21 protein-coding genes, 1 pseudogene and 1 riboswitch are annotated in these 22,504 nt (G+C 42.4%); of the genes and pseudogenes, 13 read left to right on the forward strand and 9 right to left on the reverse strand.

The features are described from left to right. Positions 1-3: 3 nt before the first annotated feature. The 6 genes from NL626_RS09195 (at position 4) to NL626_RS09220 (ending at position 5,879) form a co-directional block, all read left to right on the forward strand. Positions 4-360, forward strand: coding sequence for a diacylglycerol kinase (locus tag NL626_RS09195; RefSeq protein WP_138940074.1), 357 nt, complete (start codon positions 4-6; stop codon positions 358-360). 21 nt (positions 361-381) lie between these two features. Next, entirely contained in the window at positions 382-2,037 is a 1,656-nt protein-coding gene (locus NL626_RS09200; RefSeq protein ID WP_253657251.1) for a phosphoethanolamine transferase, read from the forward strand. Between the two features lie 123 nt (positions 2,038-2,160). Continuing rightward, the gene (locus tag NL626_RS09205; RefSeq protein ID WP_253657252.1) at positions 2,161-3,093 is read left to right on the forward strand and encodes a Gfo/Idh/MocA family protein; all 933 of its coding nucleotides are present in this window, start codon (positions 2,161-2,163) and stop codon (positions 3,091-3,093) included. A gap of 218 nt (positions 3,094-3,311) precedes the next feature. Then, positions 3,312-3,743 carry a YccF domain-containing protein gene (locus NL626_RS09210; RefSeq protein WP_005373685.1) on the forward strand — a complete coding sequence of 144 codons (432 nt, stop codon included), beginning with the start codon at positions 3,312-3,314 and terminating at the stop codon, positions 3,741-3,743. Between the two features lie 692 nt (positions 3,744-4,435). Continuing rightward, the gene (locus NL626_RS09215) at positions 4,436-4,774 is read left to right on the forward strand and encodes a hypothetical protein (protein ID WP_253657253.1); all 339 of its coding nucleotides are present in this window, start codon (positions 4,436-4,438) and stop codon (positions 4,772-4,774) included. Between the two features lie 256 nt (positions 4,775-5,030). After that, on the forward strand, positions 5,031-5,879 hold the full coding sequence (locus tag NL626_RS09220) for a patatin family protein (protein WP_154204228.1): 849 nt from the start codon (positions 5,031-5,033) through the stop codon (positions 5,877-5,879). A 142-nt stretch (positions 5,880-6,021) separates the two neighbouring features. Here NL626_RS09220 and NL626_RS09225 read toward each other — a convergent pair whose 3' ends face one another. Next, on the reverse strand, positions 6,022-6,870 hold the full coding sequence (locus NL626_RS09225) for a pirin family protein (protein ID WP_206958741.1): 849 nt from the start codon (positions 6,868-6,870) through the stop codon (positions 6,022-6,024). Between the two features lie 401 nt (positions 6,871-7,271). On the opposite strand from NL626_RS09225, the gene NL626_RS09230 reads away from it, so the two are divergent. From NL626_RS09230 to NL626_RS09250, 5 genes are all read left to right on the forward strand, one after another. After that, on the forward strand, positions 7,272-7,481 hold the full coding sequence (locus NL626_RS09230; RefSeq protein WP_005373691.1) for a cold-shock protein: 210 nt from the start codon (positions 7,272-7,274) through the stop codon (positions 7,479-7,481). A 240-nt stretch (positions 7,482-7,721) separates the two neighbouring features. Continuing rightward, a complete protein-coding gene (locus NL626_RS09235; protein ID WP_005373692.1) occupies positions 7,722-7,931 on the forward strand; it encodes a hypothetical protein in 210 nt (69 codons plus the stop codon). A 50-nt stretch (positions 7,932-7,981) separates the two neighbouring features. Beyond that, a complete protein-coding gene (locus NL626_RS09240) occupies positions 7,982-8,122 on the forward strand; it encodes a PA3496 family putative envelope integrity protein (RefSeq protein ID WP_017633782.1) in 141 nt (46 codons plus the stop codon). Positions 8,123-8,359: 237 nt separating this feature from the next. Continuing rightward, a riboswitch (purine riboswitch) is annotated at positions 8,360-8,459 on the forward strand. A gap of 89 nt (positions 8,460-8,548) precedes the next feature. Beyond that, on the forward strand, positions 8,549-9,565 hold the full coding sequence (locus NL626_RS09245; RefSeq protein ID WP_137282786.1) for an adenosine deaminase: 1,017 nt from the start codon (positions 8,549-8,551) through the stop codon (positions 9,563-9,565). 126 nt (positions 9,566-9,691) lie between these two features. Then, complete coding sequence (locus NL626_RS09250) at positions 9,692-10,165, forward strand: peroxiredoxin (RefSeq protein ID WP_005385557.1); 474 nt, start codon at positions 9,692-9,694, stop codon at positions 10,163-10,165. Between the two features lie 50 nt (positions 10,166-10,215). On the opposite strand, the gene NL626_RS09255 is transcribed toward NL626_RS09250, so the two are convergent. The 3 genes from NL626_RS09255 to yghU all read right to left on the reverse strand — a co-directional run bounded on the left by NL626_RS09255 (position 10,216) and on the right by yghU (position 14,046). Next, positions 10,216-10,623: an SPOR domain-containing protein gene (locus tag NL626_RS09255; protein WP_005373701.1), complete on the reverse strand. Its 408-nt coding sequence runs from the start codon at positions 10,621-10,623 to the stop codon at positions 10,216-10,218. 212 nt (positions 10,624-10,835) lie between these two features. Beyond that, positions 10,836-12,005 (reverse strand): D-alanyl-D-alanine carboxypeptidase family protein, encoded by a 1,170-nt coding sequence (locus NL626_RS09260; protein WP_031780972.1) that lies wholly within the window; start codon positions 12,003-12,005, stop codon positions 10,836-10,838. Between the two features lie 1,183 nt (positions 12,006-13,188). Further along, positions 13,189-14,046, reverse strand: coding sequence for a glutathione-dependent disulfide-bond oxidoreductase (gene yghU, locus NL626_RS09265; RefSeq protein WP_005373705.1), 858 nt, complete (start codon positions 14,044-14,046; stop codon positions 13,189-13,191). 253 nt (positions 14,047-14,299) lie between these two features. On the opposite strand from yghU, the pseudogene NL626_RS22990 reads away from it, so the two are divergent. Next, a pseudogene (locus NL626_RS22990) lies at positions 14,300-14,419 on the forward strand (dihydrofolate reductase); the annotation flags it as partial. Positions 14,420-14,483: 64 nt separating this feature from the next. On the opposite strand, the gene NL626_RS09270 reads toward NL626_RS22990, so the two are convergent. From NL626_RS09270 to NL626_RS09280, 3 genes are all read right to left on the reverse strand, one after another. Continuing rightward, positions 14,484-15,938 carry a sucrose-6-phosphate hydrolase gene (locus NL626_RS09270; RefSeq protein WP_042523221.1) on the reverse strand — a complete coding sequence of 485 codons (1,455 nt, stop codon included), beginning with the start codon at positions 15,936-15,938 and terminating at the stop codon, positions 14,484-14,486. Between the two features lie 31 nt (positions 15,939-15,969). After that, entirely contained in the window at positions 15,970-16,893 is a 924-nt protein-coding gene (locus tag NL626_RS09275) for an aminoimidazole riboside kinase (RefSeq protein ID WP_253657254.1), read from the reverse strand. Positions 16,894-17,058: 165 nt separating this feature from the next. Beyond that, a complete protein-coding gene (locus tag NL626_RS09280; protein ID WP_017819848.1) occupies positions 17,059-18,498 on the reverse strand; it encodes a sucrose-specific PTS transporter subunit IIBC in 1,440 nt (479 codons plus the stop codon). A 235-nt stretch (positions 18,499-18,733) separates the two neighbouring features. Here NL626_RS09280 and NL626_RS09285 point away from each other — a divergent pair, with 235 nt between their 5' ends. After that, complete coding sequence (locus NL626_RS09285) at positions 18,734-19,720, forward strand: LacI family DNA-binding transcriptional regulator (protein WP_005373712.1); 987 nt, start codon at positions 18,734-18,736, stop codon at positions 19,718-19,720. Between the two features lie 63 nt (positions 19,721-19,783). On the opposite strand, the gene NL626_RS09290 is transcribed toward NL626_RS09285, so the two are convergent. After that, the gene (locus NL626_RS09290; RefSeq protein ID WP_253657322.1) at positions 19,784-21,157 is read right to left on the reverse strand and encodes a carbohydrate porin; all 1,374 of its coding nucleotides are present in this window, start codon (positions 21,155-21,157) and stop codon (positions 19,784-19,786) included. A 519-nt stretch (positions 21,158-21,676) separates the two neighbouring features. Beyond that, entirely contained in the window at positions 21,677-22,405 is a 729-nt protein-coding gene (locus NL626_RS09295; RefSeq protein ID WP_025767960.1) for a hypothetical protein, read from the reverse strand. Positions 22,406-22,504 lie beyond the last annotated feature (99 nt).

Genomic DNA, 22,504 nt, shown 5'->3' on the forward strand with positions numbered 1-22,504 from the left:
ATTTTGAAGCCAGGTAAAACAGGTGTACGCCGTGTCATGGATGCGACCGGCTATTCATTTCAAGGATTGAAAGCCGCATGGACACACGAAGCCGCTTTTAGACAAGAATTGATTCTCGCCTTGGTGCTTTCCGTCTGTGCTTTTTTCCTTCCTGTCACCACATACGAAAGAGTGCTGATGATCAGTAGCCTGTTCTTGGTATTGATCGTCGAACTCATTAACTCCGCCGTAGAAGCGGTTGTCGACCGTGTTAGCGATGACTGGCACGAGCTCAGTGGTAGAGCCAAAGATATTGGCTCAGCAGCAGTATTTGTTGCGTTAACTCTTGCCCTTTTTATTTGGGCTTCGTTCTTGCTCTAATTTTTATTCAAGACACTCATTATGAAGACACATGATTTACAACAGAGAGGTATCTCTTACGTTACCTTTACTTTCCTGTTGGCGCTATATTTCGCGCTCGTCGTAAATATCCCTATTTATAAAGAACTGATCGGCATCTTTACACACTTAGATAATGTCAAGATTGGATTTATTATCACAATACCAATTTTCTTTCTTGCCGCGCTCAATTTCCTTTTTAATTTATTTAGTTGGCCTTGGATCGGCAAGCCGTTCTTTATAATTTTAATCATTGTTTCAAGTATGGTGAGCTACGCAAGCTATAACTATGGCACACTTTTCGATTCTGGAATGATTGCCAATATTGTTGAAACCGATTCGAGCGAGGCGAGTTCTTACCTGAGTGCTCACTCTGTAATTTGGACGCTGATTATGGGAGTTATCCCAGCGATAATTGTCTTTAAGGTCAAGCTGCAATCTCAACGCCACCAATTACTGTACTTCTCTGTTACCAAATTAGTATCGATGCTGTCGTCGCTAGCTGTCATCGCCGTCATTGCCAGCGTGTACTATCAAGACTACGCATCTGTAGGGCGCAACAATAGCCACCTGAAAAAAATCATCATACCCACCCAGTTCGTTTATAGCGCGACCGGGTATGTGAAGGAAAAATATTTCACCACGCCAGAGCCATATCGAGAAATCGGCACAGATGCAAAGCAGTCAAATAGCGCCGTACAGCAAGCACAGAGCAAACCAACACTACTGGTTTTTGTCGTAGGAGAAACCGCTCGAACTCAGAACTACCAACTCAATGGCTATACACGAGAGACAAACCCTTATACTAGTAAACTGGATGTTATCTCATTTCAAGACGTCGCGTCTTGTGGCACCGCGACTGCTGTATCTGTGCCTTGTATGTTTTCACAGCTCACGCGAAACGAGTTTGAACGCACCAAAGCGGATAACCAGGACAATGCTCTCGATATAATGCTGCGCGCTGGGGTTGACCTCATTTGGAAAGAAAATGACGGTGGGGATAAAGAAGTAGCCCACAAGATCAAGAAAATTGAAGTGGATCGAAAGCAAGTAAGCCCTATGTGTAATGGCCAAACTTGTTACGACATGGCGCTATTAGATCATTTTGATCAGGAAGTCGCGGATATGCACGGTAACCGAGTGGTCGCCATGCACCTTATAGGAAGCCACGGTCCGACCTACTTTCAGCGTTACCCAAGAGACAACGCCTTCTTTAAACCAGACTGTCCACGTGCAGATATCGAAAACTGTAGCATCGAACAAATAGTGAACACATATGACAATACAATACGCTACACCGATCTTGTATTGGCAGAAACCATCAAAAAACTTAAAGCGTTAGAGTCTGAGTATAATACTGCGCTAATTTACATATCGGATCACGGTGAGTCACTAGGCGAAAACGGATTGTTCTTACATGGTATGCCTTATGGCCTTGCACCAGATTTCCAAAAACGCGTTCCTTTGATTATGTGGCTGTCTTCGGGCTTTAAACAAGCGAAGCAGATCAATACCGACTGTTTGTATAAACAAGCACAGAATGCAGGCCAATACTCACATGATAACGTGTTCCACTCTTTATTAGGCATTATGGATGTACAAACTCAAGCCTACGATAGCAAGTTAGATATATTCAAAGCCTGCCGAGCCGTTTCCTAAATCATTCAATAAAGCCTGGCTCAAAGTGTGAATCAGGCTTTTTCTAACAAGGTATTTAAACTCATCGCCGCGCCAAGCGTTATACTGACAGTCCGCGATCCATACATCGAGATAAGGACTAGGATGAAAATTGGTATTATTGGTCTAGGGGATATCGCTCAGAAAGCATACCTTCCTGTTATCACTCAGCTTCCAAATATCGAACTTGTATTTTGTACCCGCAACCCAAACACACTTGAGAGCCTGGCTAAGCAGTATCGAGTCTCAGAGATCTGCCAGGACTACCAGCAACTTCTGCACTTTGGCGTCGATGCCGTCATGATTCATGCGGAAACAAGCGTACACCCTCAAATAGCGGCATTTTTTCTGCAGCATGGAATTCCAACCTTTGTCGACAAACCATTAGCGAATAGTGCTGATGACGTAGAAAAGCTGTACGACATTGCCGAAAAAGAGAGACAGCCACTCTATGTGGGCTTTAACCGTCGTCACATTCCACTTTACAACCAACATATGCCACAAGTGCAGCAAGGCAACATATCTGACTTAAAGTCGTTACGCTGGGAAAAGAACCGTCACCAACTACCGGGGGATGTTCGTACCTTTATATTTGATGATTTTATTCACCCATTAGACAGCGTTAACGTCACAGCCAAAGCCGATCTAAAAGATGCTTATGTAACTCATCAACTTGAAGGTGGTCAGTTGGCGCGTTTAGATATTCAGTGGCAACATGGAGATACTTTGCTCCACGCCTCGATGAATCGCCACTTCGGTATCACTACAGAGCGCGTTCAAGCTTGTTATGCAAACAAGGCAGTTGAGTTCGACTCCTTCGTTGAAGGCAAACTATGGCAAGCTAACCAAGAGCAAAAAATCAATTTGAAAGACTGGACGCCAATGCTGACGAGTAAAGGTTTCCATTCGATGTTGCTCGATTGGTTTGGCGTCGTTGAGTCTGGAAATATTGCTGATGAAGTAGTAACACGCAACATTGCTAGCCATCGATTGGCAGAGCAAATTTGTCAATATCTCGAGAAAGTTGTCTCTAGATAATGCGATTCTTGGCTATATGCTTGATTGAGTATTACGCTCTATACTAAAAAGACTTGCATTAAGGAAGGCATTCATTCTCTGTTAAGACTACGGCGATTATTCTATCAATCAGGTGAATGAGGGCACAAAAGCACACATCGACAAAACAGACGGTTTAGATTTGTTTTACGGTGCTCTCAGGTATCTGAATCATCACATTCAAGAATAAAGGAAATAGAATGAGAACACTTGGTAACATCATTTGGTTTGTATTTGGTGGCGTATTTATGGGGTTGCTATGGTGGTTTTTTGGTATTTTGGCCTTTATTAGCATCATCGGAATACCTTGGGGGCGTGCGTGTATCGTTATGGGTAATTTTTCCTTTTTCCCATTCGGTAAAGAGGCCATCTCACGCGATGAATTGACCAATGAAATGGACATTGGCACGAGTCCGCTCGGCGTTATTGGTAACGTCCTTTGGTTTGTATTTGCAGGCCTTTGGTTAGCTATCGGTCACGTACTTTCTGCCGCAGCATGCTTTGTCACCATAATCGGCATTCCGTTTGCGCTCCAACACCTCAAGCTAGCGGTTATTTCACTCGCACCAATTGGTAAAACGGTTGTATCGTCAGAAGAAGCTGCAATGGCTCGATACAACATCAATCGTTAGCAAAAAGCTAATGCGCTTTCTATCCTCTGGGCAGTCATGCTCAGAGGGTAACGCCCGTCAAAAGTAAGCCTATAATCGCTATCGCATATTCAATAATGGCTGATTGTATATTCATACCGTCACCTTTACGTTGAAGTTTATCCTAGCTCAGCACTGCTTTACTTTTATAATTAATCAATACACCCAAGTGAGTTCAAGATGCTAGACTCATAGCGTCGTCACTGATTCAAACTCCAAGAACGACGTAACGAAAAAGCGAGCTATCCTATGCTCGAAATATGGGTTCTTTCCCCCTCGAAGTAGAGTTCAACAACAAAAAAGACGAACTATAAGCATAGCCAAAATTAATGCTTTTCGACCTAAAATATCTCACATCAATCAAAGAAAGCTTCTAAGATTTTCTCTTTTTGAGTAAATATAGACAGTTACAGTAGCGAAATTCTTCTCGGTAAAAATCCCCACTCAATCTCATGATCAGTTTTTAAAAAAAACAACAAAAATTCGTTGTTATCTAGAGTAATTATTTTATTTGTCGCAGAGCAATTCCATCAATATCATTTGCGACATCGGAGTGCTAGAGCATTGAAATTTTTAGCATTTATCACAGGTATAGAACGTAAAAAACCTTTTATTACTTATTTTTCTTTTTTACATATGTTCTAACTCAACGTCTATTCAGACAGGAATATACCGTGGATAAATATCAAGCAGCTTATGCTAAACGTCTAGAGAAACTAAATGGGGATCCATCTCCTAAAACGATAGCCCGCCTTTCGGCTTGGGATGCGTTTTTTAACAAGGAGTACGAGCTCCAAGACTTGAAATACCAGCTATCGGACGCTGCGCACCAGCACTATGAACAGTCGCATGCGAAGAGCGACATTAGCTTCAAAGAATTCAAACGAGCGTTCTATAATGAATCCATCAAAATTTACAATTTAACTGATGGCGCTTCTATCCAGAAAGTATTCACCCCATTACTTTTGCTTACAACGCTCTGGATAGTGTTTGCATGCCTATTTAACAAGTGATCATCAAACTATTCCAACAACGATCAGTATGGGACTACAGGTATGACTCTATGTAAGGGGGCTAGTTGGCTCGGTCTCCTTCACTAAATTAGCGACTCAATTACCCGCAATTCCATAGGCTAAAAGTGACAAGGGCATCCATTGATGCCCTTTTATTCAAAGGAACGCAACCTAGACCTTTGGCCCACTTGGGTATAAAACCATTATGCGTTAAGCTGCACGCTATTATCCGATTGATAAAGAGTGGAGCGAAGTGATGGAAAAAGTAGGCTCTCGAGCATTGATTGTCGAAGGTGGAGCCATGCGAGGCGTATTTTCATGCGGCATACTCGATCATTTTCTTGCTAGCGAGTTCTCTCCATTTGATAGCTTTTGGGGAGTGTCTGCGGGTGCTAGCAACTTGGCTGCCTACTTAGCTAAAATGCCCGGACGTAACTTAAAAATCTACCTCGATTACAGCTTAAGAAAAGAATTTATCTCTCCATCTCAACTTCTACGTGGTGGTGATATGATGAACTTAGACTGGATGTGGAATGTCACCCTCGAAGAACTTGGCATCGATAAATCTGCGCTCAAAGCTGATTCACGACCTTTCTTTTTAGGCGTGACGCGTCAAGACAATGGGCAAGCGGAGTACCACCTTCCTGATGTCGACGACTTGGCAGAAACAATGAAAGCCAGCAGCGCACTGCCTGTACTTTACCGAAATGGTGTATCACTGAACGGAATTCAATACGTTGATGGTGGCGTCTCAGACGCACTTCCTGTTGCGGAAGCAATAAATCGAGGAGCCAAAAAGATTATGGTTTTACGCAGTCAGCCCGCAAGCTATCAAAAGCCAAGAGGAAGATTCAGCGCCCTAACTAGGAGGATGTTGAAAGAAACGCCCGGATTAATTGAACCGATGTTGACACGTGAAGTTCGCTACAATCAGACCTTAGCGCTGATCAACAACCCACCACCTGGTATCGAAATCATTCAAGTGTGTCCTCCTGAAACATTCAAGTTGAAACGGCTGAGTCGATCGCCAGCACCACTGCGTCATGCTTATGAGTTAGGAATTGAAGCAGGAAAGGAAGCCATCATACGATGGAGTCAGAAGTAGAAAAAAGCCACGTGGATTAAACGTGGCTAACGCAAATTCGATGGCAGTGGATTATCGTATTTGCTTCTGGTCGAGCCCAATATTCAGGCTCAAAACTGTTTTAATTTGCTCGCTAACTGAAAAAGCGAGTAGGCTGTCAAAACTAGTAAGTTTCAAACAACCCAGAGTTGTAGTCTTGGATGGCTTGTTCTATCTCTTCCATGCTATTCATGACAAAAGGGCCATAATGCACCACGGGTTCATTAATTGGCTCACCAATAAAGATCAGTGCACCACTCTCTTTTTCGGCCTGCAATTCAACCCATTCACCTTTCGATAAAATGGCCATTTCGCCTTGATTGATCTCACGACCTTTTAATTGAATACGACCTTTATAGACATAGAGCATCATGTTGTTGTCTTGCTCCGTGTTCAAATTCAAAGCTTGACCACCCATCGCTCTCCAATCGGCTACCGTGGCGGCAACACCTGTCTCTGTTAGCGGCCCCTGAATTCGTTCGTTGTTTATAGTCATATGACCCGCAATCAAACGTACAACCCCCGTATTCGGAGTATCAAACTCAGTGATCGTTTCAGGTTGAAAGTCATGATATTGAGCTGGCTGCATCTTATTTTTCGCAGGCTGGTTAATCCAAATTTGGAAACCATGCAGTTCGCCTTCCTTCATAATAGGCATTTCGCTATGGATGACGCCTCTTCCTGCCGCCATCCACTGTGCTCCACCGGAACGAAGCTCGCCAACATTATCCATATGATCACGATGCTGGAAATGACCTTTCAACATATAAGTAAGAGTCTCGATACCGCGGTGCGGATGCGGAGGGAAACCGCCGATATAGTCAGCACGGTCTTCTGATTTGAGTTCATCCATCATCAAAAATGGAGAAAAGCTAGCATGATTGAAACCCGCTACTCGGCGAATTTTCACTCCATCACCATCAGCAGTAGGTTGCGCAGGAATAAGCTGACGAATGTCTCTGAATGTACTCATACTAGTTCTCCTAGTTTATCTTTGTGACCGCTTGCAAATCGCATGTTCAATCTATGGCTATCGATAAGGTTCTATTTTAGGTTGATGAGCTAAAATTATGAGCCATACTATTCGTTCTACTTATTCAACTTTTTCGAACAATACAGTTTATCGAGTTAATAATGAGCACATTTAATTTATCTAAAATAAATGTAGCTATTTTCTAAACAAGGTGTATAGTGTGCCTTGGCTCTTAGAAGAGAGCTGTTAATGCAACATTTAGTTTAAGTTTCCTCTCAGTAAAATCTTGAATCCCCAATTCAGACACCTGCGTACAACTTCCTCTTGATTGAACATTCAATAGCTTAGAAAAGATCCACAAAACAAACCATAATTTTAATGTTTAATTCAAAGGTATTTTTATGTCTAAAGTAACTGGTTCAGTAAAATGGTTTAACGAAACTAAAGGCTTCGGTTTTCTATCTCAAGACAACGGCGGCCAAGATGTATTCGTACACTTTAACGCTATCGTTTCTGACGGTTTCAAAACACTGACTGAAGGTCAGAAAGTAAGCTTCAATGTAGAGCAAGGTAAAAAAGGTCCTCAAGCGACTGAAGTAACTCCTCTATAAGACTGCTTTTCTTGGTGTAGCATGCCCATGCTGCACCAAACCTCTCTCCTTCAAAAATATTCTTTCATCAATCACTCAGCCTAATTTTAGGCATTGCTTTGTGCTATCTAAAATAAACTGAATAATACTGCTTAATTTATTATTTATAGGAAAAATCATGTCCTCAAAAAGAACTGGCCGTCAAAGGCATTGGTATCAATTACTTAACAAAGATAAAATCACTAAAAAACAGAAGAATAAATGTTAGAAATTGAATTTAATTTAGAACAACCTCAAACCTCTTGGAACGCTAAAATACATCAATTAAATGGTGATATTTTACGAAGACACGTATTACCGAAACTTCTTTCTCATAGCTTTATGATCGATTTTGAATATTGTGAGAAAACGCAATCTGGAACTATTCTCTGTGATTCAGGTTCAAAGTTAGGAAGTTTTACTGTTAACTGATTCAGTTTTCATGCATTAATGGATAATGCAACTAATTTGGAAGGTATCCAATGGCTAGAAAAAGTAAGAAGCAGTCAGAAAAAGACAAAAAAGAGTCTGAACAAAACGCGGCGGCGGTAAAGCAGAAAACTCGACGCCGCATAGAAGACATTATGGAACAAAGAGAATTTGATAAGTTATTCGATCTATAAATGCTCTCTAGTGCTTTCTCTGCCTTTATCGTTGTGCAAGGTACCGCCACCTACCTTTGCTCAAACGAATCTCCACTCTTTTAGACTACTCTTCTAATTACACGTGCCTCTCACACACGCAAAAACAACTGGCTCCTCTATACTCAAGTGACTTGCAAATAGTCGTTTCGCTCACAGGAAACCCCGTGACTAATGACAGTTAGGTTATTTGCGTATAGCCAAAGCGATATTTTTGCGTATAATCCCTCTCGTTTGCTTCGTATAACCCCAATGATATGGTTTGGGGGTCTCTACCAGTTCCCGCAAAGTGCTGATTACGAAGAGTTGAGATCATCGTGGGTCTTACTCTTTGTGATAGCGTTCGATTTATTTCTATCTATACCTATTCTTAGAGTAACTGCATCCACAATACACATAAGGTGGAATATGAACGCATTTATTCAAGGTCTTCCAAAAGTAGAGCTGCACTTACATATCGAAGGTTCACTTGAGCCGGAACTCTTATTCAAATTAGCAAAACGAAACGGCATCGAGATCCCTTACTCTTCTCCGAGTGAACTACGCAGCGCATATCAGTTCACAGACTTACAATCATTTCTCGACCTCTATTACCAAGGAGCGGGAGTTCTGCGTACGGAGCAAGATTTTTACGATCTCACTTGGGAATACTTACTGCACTGTAAAGAAGACAACGTTGTTCATACCGAAATCTTTTTTGACCCTCAAACACACACAGAACGCGGCATAGACTTTGACACTGTTATCAATGGAATCGCTCGCGCGCTAAAAGATGGTCACGAAAAACTTGGCATTACCTCGCAAATTATTGCGTGTTTTCTCCGTCACCTTTCAGAAGAGAGCGCCATAGAGACCCTACAGGCTATTCTGAAACACCGTGATAAGATCATTGGTGTTGGACTAGATTCTTCAGAACAAGGTCATCCGCCAGCTAAATTCAAGCGCGTATTTAAACAAGCAGTAGAAGAAGGCTTACTTACCGTTGCTCACGCAGGTGAAGAAGGCCCCGCACAAAATATTAGCGATGCAATTGAAATGCTTTACGTGAGCCGCGTGGATCACGGTGTTCGCTGTATTGATGATGAAGCATTAGTTGAATCCTTAATCGAAAGCCAAATGCCACTGACAGTGTGTCCGTTATCGAATCTTAAGCTATGTGTATTCGACGATATGAAAGATCACAATATTGTGGATTTGCTACGAAAAGGTGTCGCCGTAACGATTAACTCAGACGATCCTGTGTACTTTGGTGGCTACATGACGGATAACTTTCTGGCCGTCAACAACGCACATCCAATGAGTAAGAGTGAACTTGCCCAATTTACAATGAACGCGATTGATGCCAGCTTTATCGATAACGAGTTAAAGGCGAAATATCGTCACCTTGTTAGCCAATACGTAAACCAGCACGAAGCGTTGCAATAAAGGCATCAGTGCCACGCCTTAGGTCAAACGCGTAGGTATTAAAACCCTACAAAAACTCTGTGGTTAACCGCATTTATAAACGCTAGACTGAGAAAGCTAAACTAGCACACAAAAAGGAATATAATCATGATTCAACAAGGCCAAGCTCTACCAGTTGCAACTCTAAGTGAGTTGACTGCCGATGGTATGGTTAACCACGACGTTACAGAACTGTTTGCGAACAAGAAAGTCGTACTCTTTGCTGTACCTGGCGCATTCACCCCTACCTGTTCAGAAGCTCATCTACCAGGCTATGTGGTATTAGCTGATGAGCTAAAGGCAAAAGGTGTTGATGTAATTGCGTGCGTTTCTGTAAACGATGCATTTGTGATGCAAGCGTGGGGCGAAGCTCAAAACGCTTCTGAGATTCTGATGTTGGGTGATGGCGACGCTAGCTTTACTAAAGCATTGGGTCTTGAAATGGATACAGGCGGCTTTGGTGGTATTCGCTCACAACGTTACGCGATGATCATTGAAAACGGCACAGTGACTAAGCTTAACGTTGAAGAGCCAAAAGAGTTTGAAGCAAGCAAAGCAGAAACGATTTTAGCGGCGCTTTAAGCTTACTCCTAAATACAAAAACGGAAGCCATCGCTTCCGTTTTTTGTTGGCTAACGCATTCTCACAACACTCGTTTGTTGCTTACGCTGCATTTCCGCAAAAGTCAGCACAAACGGGGATGACTGCTTTACACGGCTTGGTAATGAAGAAAGCGCATTGTAGGCATCCTGTTTCGTTTTAAAATCACCAACAGTTACCGTATACCAACGTGTGCCTCGGCTGTTTTTCCAGTTAACCCAAACCGGATGCTTAGGATCGATATAGCGAATATAATCTTTCACATCTTTTTCTTGCTTCAGCGCGAGTACCTGCATCGTGTAATGGTTTGGGTTTAAATAACCATATGCATCCTGAGAGGTCATGACTCCAACACATTGGCCGCTATCGACCTCCTGCTGGTAAGGCATAGCGCAGCCCATGAGCGATAAAATCAATGTCAAAGATAAAATCTTGTGCACGTGTCACTCCATTCTTGTTCTAGTTTCTTTTCTCTCGCACCCAAAAACAAAAAACGCTCTTGGTCAGGTAAAAACACACCCTTACAAGAAGGCCTGCGTTTTAACGCAACGAGTATTCCAAAAACGTAAGGCGACCACGTTGGTCACCTTAGTAAATTGATTTAATAGAAAATTAACAAGATAGAGTGATATAGACAGAAGTTCGCTACTGTTTAGAACCAGCTAGCGACCAATTGTTTAAACCAATCTAAAATTCGCTTGAATAAACTGCCTTCCTCCACGGACTCCAATGCAACGAGCTCGGCTTCATTTACGACCTTACCTTCGACTTTGTAAAGCACTTTACCAACCACTTGTTGCTCAGAAATTGGCGCAACTAAATCACCGTTGTATTCAACTTCCGCTTGCAGATTTTTTAAATCTCCTTTTGGCAAAGTGAGATAAACATCGTTAGCTACGCCGACAGTAAGCTCGTCTTTTTCGCCCATCCAAACTCGAGCTTTCGCAAGTTCCGCACCCGCCTCAGTCGGCATTACCGTATCGTAAAAGCGGAAGCCATAACTTAACAGCTGCTTGCTTTCTGATTCACGAACATTCTCACTCTTCGCTCCCATCACTACAGCAATCAAACGCATATCACCTTGTGTTGCAGAAGTCGCTAGACTATAACCCGCACCACTTGTATAACCAGTTTTCATGCCATCGACATTCATACTACGATCACGAAGCAAGCCATTACGGTTGTATTGAGTGATACCATTGTAAGTAAACGAGGTTTCGCTATACAGCGGATAGATATCAGGTAAGTCACGAATAATCGCTTGGCCCAATTTGGCAATATCATAAGGTGTCGAATATAAACCGTCACTGTCTAGGCCGTGAGGGTTGGTGAATGCCGTGTTAGACAATTCAAGCTTGGCGGCCCAACTATTCATCAAACTCACAAACCCTGATTCACTTCCCGCAACATGCTCAGCAATAGCAACACTGGCATCGTTACCAGATTGAACAATCAGACCACGGTATAAGTCAGACAAAGAAACGGAAGTATTGACTTCAATAAACATTTTTGAAGAATCTGGGAAATTTTTTGCCCAAGCATTTCGGCTGATGACAACCTCATCATTCAACGTAATATTGCCTGTATTAATTTCTTGACCAGCTACATAAGCAGTCATCAACTTCGTTAAACTCGCGGGGTTTAAACGTTTGTGGGCATCACGTTCAACCAGTACTTTCCCCGTATGGAAGTCCATCAAAACATAACCACGAGAACTGAGTTCCGGCGCATTTGGCACAACTGAAGGCGCAGCATAAGCCAACGAGGATACAGCAGCGAACCCTGTAATTAACACTGTGTGTAATATAGTACTTTTTCTCATCATGACATCTTATCTTAGTAGCATTTAAGGCTTACAAACGGTACCCGAATGAATTCAAAGCGCGGGATTACCTAGTTAAAAAACGAGTATATTGAAACGGCGCTCAGTTACAGCCACCTTGTTACGATTGGTTACTTTTACTCAATGTTTGTCGAAAATAATGAGAGGTAGGTAGAGCTTTCGTCTTGAAGAATGAAACAGGAGCGAAAATAATTCCGTAACGCTATGTTTTTTGAGAGGGGAGAAAAAGCGCGCAAGTCAATTCAGGGAGTAAGTTGGTATAGGAAAAGTAGTTGAGCTTTTATCCATATCTAAATAGGAAACAACAAAAACAATCAACAATAAGCCCAGCTAATTATTCACCAAGAAAACATATTGAAAACGCATCATAAAATCGTAATTAATTATCGATAAATTTAAAAACCTAATATTATAATTTATGCAAATTTCATTTATTATTAAACTGGAGAAAAATACAGCTTTCCTTTTTTAAAACTAAGAGACGATTTTTTCGATGTTTTTAGGTTTATCTCATCAGAGAACTTGGTATAACAGTGAGGGATAAGACATCCGGACTTAGCGCGAAAGGATAACCCACTGTTATTTAAGTTCACACGCTGCTTTTTAATGACTAGAGACTTTAAACTGCGGTTACCTTCGGTTTGTGCGGCTATTCTTTGACGTATCCCAACCCAGTACGACTCAAACGACGACATCATACATATCCTCTTTCATGATATAAGCATTAATAATTAAACATCGCTAAAAGCTAAGCTTGTCTTAAATAAAAGTACTAGAAATTGATTTTATTTCTTCAAAACAAATCAACCCGCATATTCCACATAAATTTAGTGGTTATGTCAAATATTAATTATCATTAATTTTATTTATAATGGATATAAAATCAGTTTATAATTTTCAAATAATTTAATTATTAGAAAGCAGTATGACCAGTCCATATTTAACATGGAAATATGAGCTTTGTTTTGCATCATAATATATAAATACATTAAAGATTCATCTACGAACTAAATGCTCTTCAAGAGGTGATATAAATTAGCATTTCGAGACTAAATGAGAATAAAAATAGCGCACCGTATATGGTGCGCTATAGATTTGATTAAGGTCACTGTATAAGCATAGATAAAACTAAACTCATTTGACGTAGCTAGGCCAAGATTGCTTATGGTTTAAGTTTCAATACTTTATCAATATCTTCTGCGCTGTGGCGCTCAGGTAACTGCTCCCATTCTTCACCCCATGAACGGTTCACAATTCGACCACGTTTTACCGCTTCACGCTCATCAATTACTTTTGCCCAACGCACAACGTTTTTGTAGCTTTCTACGTCTAAGAATTCAGCCGCATCGTAAGCACGACCCAACACAAGGTTGCCGTACCATGGCCATGTTGCGATATCAGCGATGCTGTACTCATCGCCACCTAGGAATTCATTGTTCGCAAGACGCTTGTCTAATACATCTAACTGACGTTTTGCTTCCATTGTAAAGCGGTTGATTGGGTACTCGAACTTCTCTGGTGCGTACGCGTAGAAGTGACCAAAACCACCGCCTAGATATGGCGCAGAACCTTGCAGCCAGAATAACCAGTTCATTACCTCAGCACGCTTAGCGCCTTCTTTTGGTAAGAAATGATCAAACTTCTCTGCTAGATAAAACAAGATGTTGCCAGATTCAAACACGTTCACTGGCTCAGAACCCGAACGGTCAACCAATGCCGGAATTTTAGAGTTTGGGTTAACAGCCACAAAGCCAGAGCCAAACTGGTCGCCATCGCCAATCTTAATCAGGTATGCATCGTATTCTGCTGCCGTTACGCCAGCCGCCAAAAGCTCTTCAAACATGATCGTCACTTTCTGACCATTTGGGGTACCCATTGAGTAAAGTTGGAATGGGTGCTCACCAACTGGAAGCTCTTGCTCATGACGTGCGCCAGAATCCGGACGGTTGATGCTCGCCCACTGACCGCCGTTTTCATTATCGTTTGTCCAAACTTTTGGTGGAATGTATTCGTTAGCCATTGTTTTCCCTTATTGTGTTTGAATGCATCTTCAAACTGACGGGTCTTACGCGCCAGCAAGCATTATTAACATCACCTCTTCGCCAACTGCGATTAGGCATACTCAAGATATTAGGTCGAATTCGCTAAATAAAAGTCCTGTAATCTCTTTTAGTTAGAACCTTTGGTTATGGGATTTTCTTTCACGCTATAAGTAAAAACGTCACGGTAATGTGAACTAGGTTCGAGATGCCAACGATGAGTAAGCTACACTCGGCGGCGCACCTCTATTTGGGGATTTAGAACAACCGCTAAACTTCAAAGTCACCAAGAATGAAGTTGTTCTGGATACCTTAGTTCAAACAACTTACGTGCGTGATAGGCAGTTAAGTTAGATAGTTAGAAAGAAAAACGCCCTTCACTAAATCAATGAAGGGCGTTTTAATGTATTCGAAACCGTTACTTAGCTGATTCAAACAAACCAGAAATACCTTTCAAAGGGAAAAGCCTTGCTTGCTCCAACCCTCTCAACGTTACCGTATTCAGGTCATCAATAAAGAAACGACTGGTCATCGTGTGTTTGCCACCATTAATGAAAATCTCGATGACAGAATTGTCGATATATATATCAATCGTCTGCTTAGCGTCCAATCTTGGTGCTTTTCGAATGCTACCAAATTCTTCTGCGTACAAATGAGACATGTGACGACGGTCCAGCATAAACTCGTGCTTTGTCGCACTAAAGACGATGTTGTCACCTTTGAGGTTACTCAGCTCAAGTTCAAAGCCATCGCCCTCAAGGTCTAATTGGATCAAACAACTTGTGCTTTCCAGTGTATGGGACTGTGCAAAGACTACCTCTTCTTTTCTTAAACTCTCCAATTCAGGGAGTGGAGTTTGAACAAGAAAACCATCTTTCAACGTTAGTTCTCTAGGAAGAGACAACATTCCTGCCCACTGGTGTGTGACCGATGGCGTGTCGATTTCTGGCAACCCTATCCATGCAATAAGAATGCGACGCCCATTCTCATCTAAATAGGTTTGTGGGGCGTAGAAATCAAACCCATAATCTGGCTGTAAAATATCTTGGTGGTTTTCTAAAGTCATCGACTCTAGGTTCAACTGATCACCCACGATATACGCGACAGAATAGATGTTTTTGAAATCATAAGGATTACTACTGCTCACGCCCTGTGGAGAAAACAGCATCACCGATTGACCATTAATCTCAAATAAATCAGGACACTCCCACATGTACCCAAGGTCAGAGAACTTGGTCTTGATAGGACCTTTATGCTGCCACGTTTTCAAATCTTTGCTTTGATAGAGCGCCATAGAACCATGCTCGGTTTTGGTTTGAGCACCCACCACCATCAAATAGTCGTCGCCTTTCTTCCAAACTTTTGGGTCACGAAAGTGCTCCGTGTAATGTTCGTTCTCAATGACTACACCGTGCTTTTCAATGCTGCCGTCTGAATCCATGGTGGCAAAACACTGTGTTGGGATTCGATTCCAGTTTTGGTCACGCTTGTTGCCAGTAAAAAACAGCAAAGCCTTGTTGTTTTCAACCAAAGCACCACCAGAATAAACACCATGTGAATCGTAGTCTTGGTCGGGATGAAGACCCACGCCATGATCAGTAAAATGGATGAAGTCTTTAGTAGAAAGGTGATACCAATACTTCATTCCATGGACTGGTCCCACAGGCGTCCACTGGTAAAAGATGTGGTGCTCACCATTGAAATAACACAACCCATTTGGGTCATTTAACAGCCCAAATCTAGGGGCGATATGAAAACTAGGAAAGCCTTTATCTTGCTGACGTGAAAGTGTCATTTCTTCGATATCACACTGAGGGATTTGCTCAAGTCGGCGATATCTTTGCTCTACAGTCCAACGGTTGTTTAAGCTCATAATTTTTCTCAACTGAAATTGGATCTGAAGATCATTGCCCAATAAATTGCAGCAACTCTGTCTGGGTCGGAAGCGCGGTCATTGCGCCTTTTTGCGTCGTCGCTAATGCACCACAGCCATTTGCCCATTGAATCGCAGAGCTAACAACAGGATGATTTTTCCAATCGTCATACCTAGACAGGCATGCCAGTAGCCCTCCGACAAAAGCATCACCCGCACCTGTGGTATCAATCGGACTAACGACTTGACCTGTGATCAGTTCACTCTGACTTTCAAAGACGCGCCAAACACCTTTCGCACCTTGTGTCACCAAGACCAAAGCAATATTCAAAGCGGCTATTTGTTGTAAACCTTGCGCCATCGATGTTGAGTCAGTTAAGAACAAAAGCTCTTCTTCAGAGAACTTAACCACATCGGCCATCGCTACAGCCTTCATCACGACAGCTTGGATTTCTGATTGATCTTGCCACACTTCATCACGCAAGTTAGGGTCAAAGCTAATGAAACCACCAGCGGCTTTTGCTCTTTTGATCGCCTCAAATGTGCTGCTTCTACTTGGCTCATTTGCCAGTGAAATTGAGCAAACGTGTAGCCAGTCACCTTGCTTAAAGTTTGGGATGTCTTCAACAGACATAAACTGATCAGCGCTCGGTTTTACCATAAACGTAAAGCTGCGCTCACCTTGCTCGTCTAAATCCACCACCACTGTTGATGTTCTTTGCTCAGGATCTTTAACGAGAAACTCCGTGCTCACGCCCTCTTGATCGAGCGTTGATTGCATGAAGCGACCAAATGGGTCATCACCTACACGTCCAAAAAACGCACTCTTACCAGATAGACGAGCAATTGCTACGGCGACATTCGCTGGTGCACCACCGGGACATTTGAGTAAAGAAGTCTCAGATTCCGGTATTAGATCGACAACAGCATCACCAGTTACCCACACTTGATTCATCTTGCTTACCTTGAAATTAAAGCCCTGATAGTCCAACGTGTTGAACACCTTCACTACCAAGTAAAAATTGAAAAAGGCTAGCCAAGCCATTAGTGCTTGGCTAGCACCCCAAACATTTAGGAAAAGAAGTGGATTTTGGGGGACTCCACCCTTAAGGAGTTCAGATTAAGCCGCTGCTTTTCTACCAACTTTAGCGCGGTCACGCATACCAAGAACAATGGTGAGAACAAATGCGGTCAAGAACGCGATCACCATACCCGCGATGTAGTACCCAATCTTCTCTGGCGTAATGGAAATGATGCCTGGAAGACCAGCTGCGCCCAATGCCTGAGCTTTCACATTAAACATTGTGATGAACGCACTTGATAACGCCGCAGCGCATACTGCCGCAATAAATGGGTAACGTAGTTTTAAGTTAACACCAAACATAGCCGGTTCTGTAATACCCAGCAAACCCGTAACACCAGATGGAATCGCAATACCTTTCATCTTCTTATCTTTGCTCATCACGCCCACCGCCAACGCTGCCGCTCCTTGAGAAACGTTAGACATCGCCGCAATAGGAAAGATAAAGGTGCCGCCCGTCGTCGCAATATCCGCAAGAAGTTGAGTTTCAATCGCAATGAAGCTGTGATGCATACCAGTAATAACAAACGGAGCATAAATAAGACCAAATACCGCACCACCAACAAAGCCAGCAGTGTTGTATAGCCAGTTCAGACCATCACCCAATAGGAAACCGATATCACGCGTGAACGGACCGACGACAGTAAACGTCAGCAAACCCGCTATGAAAATCGCCAGTAATGGCGTTAAAAGGTTGTCTAAAACAGAAGGTATGACTTTACGTAAGCCTAGCTCAACCTTCGCAAGAATGAATGCCGATACCAAAACCGGTAACACCGAACCTTGGTAACCCACTTTTTGGATTTCAAAGCCAAGAATATTCCAAACCGGAATGTTGCCAGACACAGATGCGCCGCCGAATCCCCAACCATTCAGCAAGTCAGGGTGAACCATCAACATACCTAGCGCCGCCCCTAAATATGGGTTACCGCCAAACTTCTTACTGGCTGAAAATGCCAGCAGAATAGGCAGGTAAACAAACGGCGCGTTTGCAAACGTGTTGATCATGTTCGCCAAGTCTGTCAGTCCTGGGTTGGCATCAATCAAAGATTTTCCATCAATGAACAAGCCTTGAGCAGTCAATAGGTTATAGATACCCATCAACAAACCGCCAGCGACGATTGCGGGAATGATTGGGACGAAAATATCAGACAGCCCTTTCACCGCGCGCTGAACGATATTTTGTTTCTCTGCGCCAGCAGACGCAACGTCGTTGGTGGACATTTCACTCATACCCGTCAACTTCGCCATTTCTGCATAAACTTGGTTTACGATGCCTGATCCAAAAATGATTTGGTACTGACCCGCAACTTTGAACTGCCCTTTGACCCCTTCAAGGTTATCAATCGCTTGTTCATCTATTTTTTGCTCATCTGCAACGGCAAGGCGTAAGCGTGTCGCACAATGCGCAAGTGCGGTGATGTTGCTTTTACCACCTAATAGAGTTAACAACTCTTTTGCTACTGCCGGATAATTCATTTCATACCCCATTGGATTATTATCTGAGCTTGTGAAATTTTCGGGAACGTTTGCAAAACAGATTTTTGCTCAATAAAACCAAATGATCAAAGATAAAGCAGAGAGAATGTGAGAATGATCGTCAAATTCTCTCCCTAAGAGCAGTATAGGAGGTTAGAATCGCTACTTATCAAAGAGCTTTTCATCTTCTCTTTGCAAACAATCCCAAAAACGAAAAACAGAATGGATAGGAACAATGGCGAGTCTGCATGATGTCGCCCGTCTGGCTGGCGTATCAAAATCAACAGTGTCACGGGTTATAAACGATGAATATGGCGTAAAAGAAGCGACAAAACTGAAGGTCCGCCAAGCAGTAGCGGAGTGTGGCTATGTGCCAAACCAAGTCGCTAAAGATCTAAAATCTCAAAAGACCAATCTGGTTGGTGTCATTGTTCCTCGGGTTTCCTCTCATGCCACATCCCAAGGTGTCGATGGATTAACAGATGTCCTTGAAAAAGCAGGGAAACATGTCTTACTTGCTAGCACTCACCAAGCCCACGAAAAAGAACTGGAATACATTCAGATCTTTAACCAAAAACGGGTTGAAGGGATCATTCTTTACGCCACCCACCTCGATTCCAAGCTGGTAAAAGCAATTCAAAACTCAGCCGTTCCAGTTGTGCTCGTCGGTCAAGATGGTTCCATGTTTAATATTCCAAGCATCATTCATGATGACGCACGAGTAGGGTTTGAAGCGGGAAATAGACTGGTTGCAAAAGGTTGCCAAACCATGGGTTTTATTGGTGTGCAAGGTGACGATATCGCGGTAGATAAGCAACGCTCTGAAGGATTTGTTCAAGCGCTACAGCATCATGGTTTTGAGATCGCCTTCCATGCTCGTGGTGACTTTACCATCGATTCTGGCTATTCGTTGGCAAAACAACACTTAACAAAGAACCCTAAGCTAGATGGCTTGTTCTGTGCGACAGACCGTATTGCTATCGGTGCGATGAGAGCGATTCAAGAGCTCGGGTTAACACCGGGTAAAGACGTTTTAGTGCTAGGAGTTGGTGATGATGAGCTCGCATCAGTGTGCACCCCAACCTTATCAACATTTAACTATGCATTTGATAAAGCAGGTGAAAATGGTGCGAAACTGCTACTAGATAGAATTGCCAACAGAAGTTTTGAAATGAGTAAGATGGTACTAACCTTCAAAACAATTGAGCGTCAGTCCTGTTAATGAAAAAGCGCCAACTGAAATCAGTTGGCGCTTTTCTTATTACTCTTTGTCGGTTAGATCCCTTTAGAACCAAGTTTCCATTTGCAGTGCAAACAGAACTTCACCACCATCACCCATCGTTGCAGCGCCCGCATCCTGGCTAATCGAGTAGCCATTTAAGTCTTCGCTCCAATCAACGTAGCTAACAGCAAAACGTAGCTCCGGACGGTCAAAGAAACCTGCTGCGGTAGACATCTTAAGCGTTGGTGCAATTGTCGCTTTGTAAAAACTGCCACTTGCTTTATCAATCGCATTGTCTAGGTCCATGTATTGGTATGAGCCTTCATAAACCATCTCAAAGTTCTGCGTAAACTCTTGCGCTAAGCGGATGTTGAACGATGCCCACGTAAATTCATCATTTTTAGCAAAGCGATCTTGGCTGTGTTCTGCTAGCAACGCAGGTGCTACACGCCAGTTGTCGCCGATGCGTGTTACACCATAGCTGAACAAGCGTACGGCTTTTGCGTCTTCTAACAAATCTCCGTTTGAACCGATGCCTTTAAGTTCCGCTCCCAGTCCATCACCCATCAAAATACCGGTTTTAGAGAAGCCTTCACTCATGCCAAAGAAGTTATCGCCATGGTAGGCAAACATCGCATGTAAACCTTTGTCCGCTGCTCCTTCTACGCGATCATTGTTATCAGCTGACGTCATGCCGCTCAGCATCAATTGCCAATTACCGAAGCGGTTGTTCATTGTCGCGATATAGTTTTCAACATCCGTTGACGAGCTATCAATCTCACCAAAATCACGACCATAGATCGAGAAGTTTGCTTTCCATGATTCGCTCATTTGGACGTCATACACACCAGCACCAGTGCCAGATAAGAAAACAATATCCGAGTCAAAGAAGTGAATGTCAAAGTTATCACGGTCAAATCGTTTACCAGCCCAAAACGTCGCGTCAGCAAACGCACTTGATTCAGAGAACATGCTCAACTTGTTTAGCTCAGCATATACCTGACGAACGTTTAATTGACTCTCGCTCGCCGTCCATTCGTTATTGGTTTCCGTACTATCTGCCAACATGATTCGGAACAATGCGCTGGAACCATCATCTGCAAAACGTTTGTGAATAAGGTTTGCTTCCACATAATGATCATCCTCTACCCCTAATCGCCCAACTGGAGCGCCAATAGCACCAGCTGCCGTCATGTAAGGACCAGTACCCACTGCACCATTCAGATCGTCATTAATCAGTAGCCCGGAACGAGCGTAGCCATGAAACTCAAAGCTTGAGGCTTTCTCATTTGCTTCTGTGGATGCTTTTTCTGTCTGCTCAAGTCTCTGTTCTAATTCATTAATTCGCTTTTCAAGAGCGTCAACATCTGTTGCTGCGAATGCAGGTGCAGTAACCAGTCCAAGCGCTACTGCCATCGTCAAAGTGTGTAGTTTCATTTCCATAGTCTCACGTAAATTTATACTTAGGCATACTGCAAACGTTCCCAAGAAAAATCGCAAACTTATGGTGACTTTAAATGTCCATCTAAAGCCTGAATTTGAGAGCACTCAGACTCAGAGCGTCTCTACTACTTGTATCAATGAGGGCGATAATATATAAACTTTTCGGGAACGTTACCGTTAAGAGGCCATTTTGTTACTTCTATCACGTTCAATTGTGTTACTTACAGAAAAATCATTAACCAGCGCACATTTGAATAGTAATGAGAAAGAGGCATTGAAAGCCTTATTAACAGGTGGCATTGTGGCAAAGACGTTGGCTCAACGTCTTTTATAGATTGTCTTATGGTTAGAGCGCACAAAAACTTCATAGAATCAGTGAGAGAATTTGGCTCCATGCATTTTAATATCTACAAAACTCATTTTTTGAACATAAATGAGTTTTGTAAAATCTAATAATCTTGCTCATGGTCACTTCGGCTTCGAAAAGCCACTCATTACCAAAAAGTAATCAAGCTAATGCATCTCAACGTTATTCTCTTCGACTAGTAAGTATTTAATTTGATGTTGAAAATCTGCCTCAATTATATCTTCTCGACCTTTGGACATAACGGTGTCGTAAACCATGTTTACATATTCATACGACAGATATTTATCAAAAACATGAACTATATCGTCGTTAATTAAAATTTCACCGTAACAAGCTAAGTCTTCATCAAACGTATTTTGGTAACAAGATATTTTAGAACTATCCCATCCAGAGTAAAATTCGACACTCTTGACATCGTCATACATCGCAATTACTAACTTTTCGATTCCAAGCTGTCCTTCAGCCTCAAACCTCGACTCAAAGTTAACATAACCGATAGCAATACCTTCATTAGAAGCTGAGTAATCTTTATTAACTCCGTAGTGGACTTGATTTTCTCTAAGTTTAGCATTGCCAATAGCTTTCCAAGTTAGGCGGTTCCCGTCAATATTTTCACCAAATGTAAGCTCTTCTTTGACCTCAATAATTTGGTTCGCTAGTTGGTAAGTTAAAGGCAGGTCAAGATCCGGAACGTTAGTGGCAAGACTTAGACCTTTCCTGCTATGTTTTTCGTAAATTACCTGATGCTTTCTTGGCTCGGAGTGAGAGCTTACAACTATCCATCCGCTTTCTTCAGTAGATGGGTTAGTTGATTCGGAGTTACAACCCAAAATAAGAAGAGTTGACGCGCTAAACAGTACAGTTTTTAAGTACATAGTGAGTATTCAAAGTTAATTATTTCTTGGCATTATCATTTAAATTAATACCATGGGCAACAAAATCATACTTTAATACCTCAACAGCTATTCTATTTC

Source organism: Vibrio sp. Y58_MX_L22, assembly GCF_024181865.1.
Classification (GTDB): Bacteria; Pseudomonadota; Gammaproteobacteria; order Enterobacterales; family Vibrionaceae; genus Vibrio; species Vibrio alginolyticus.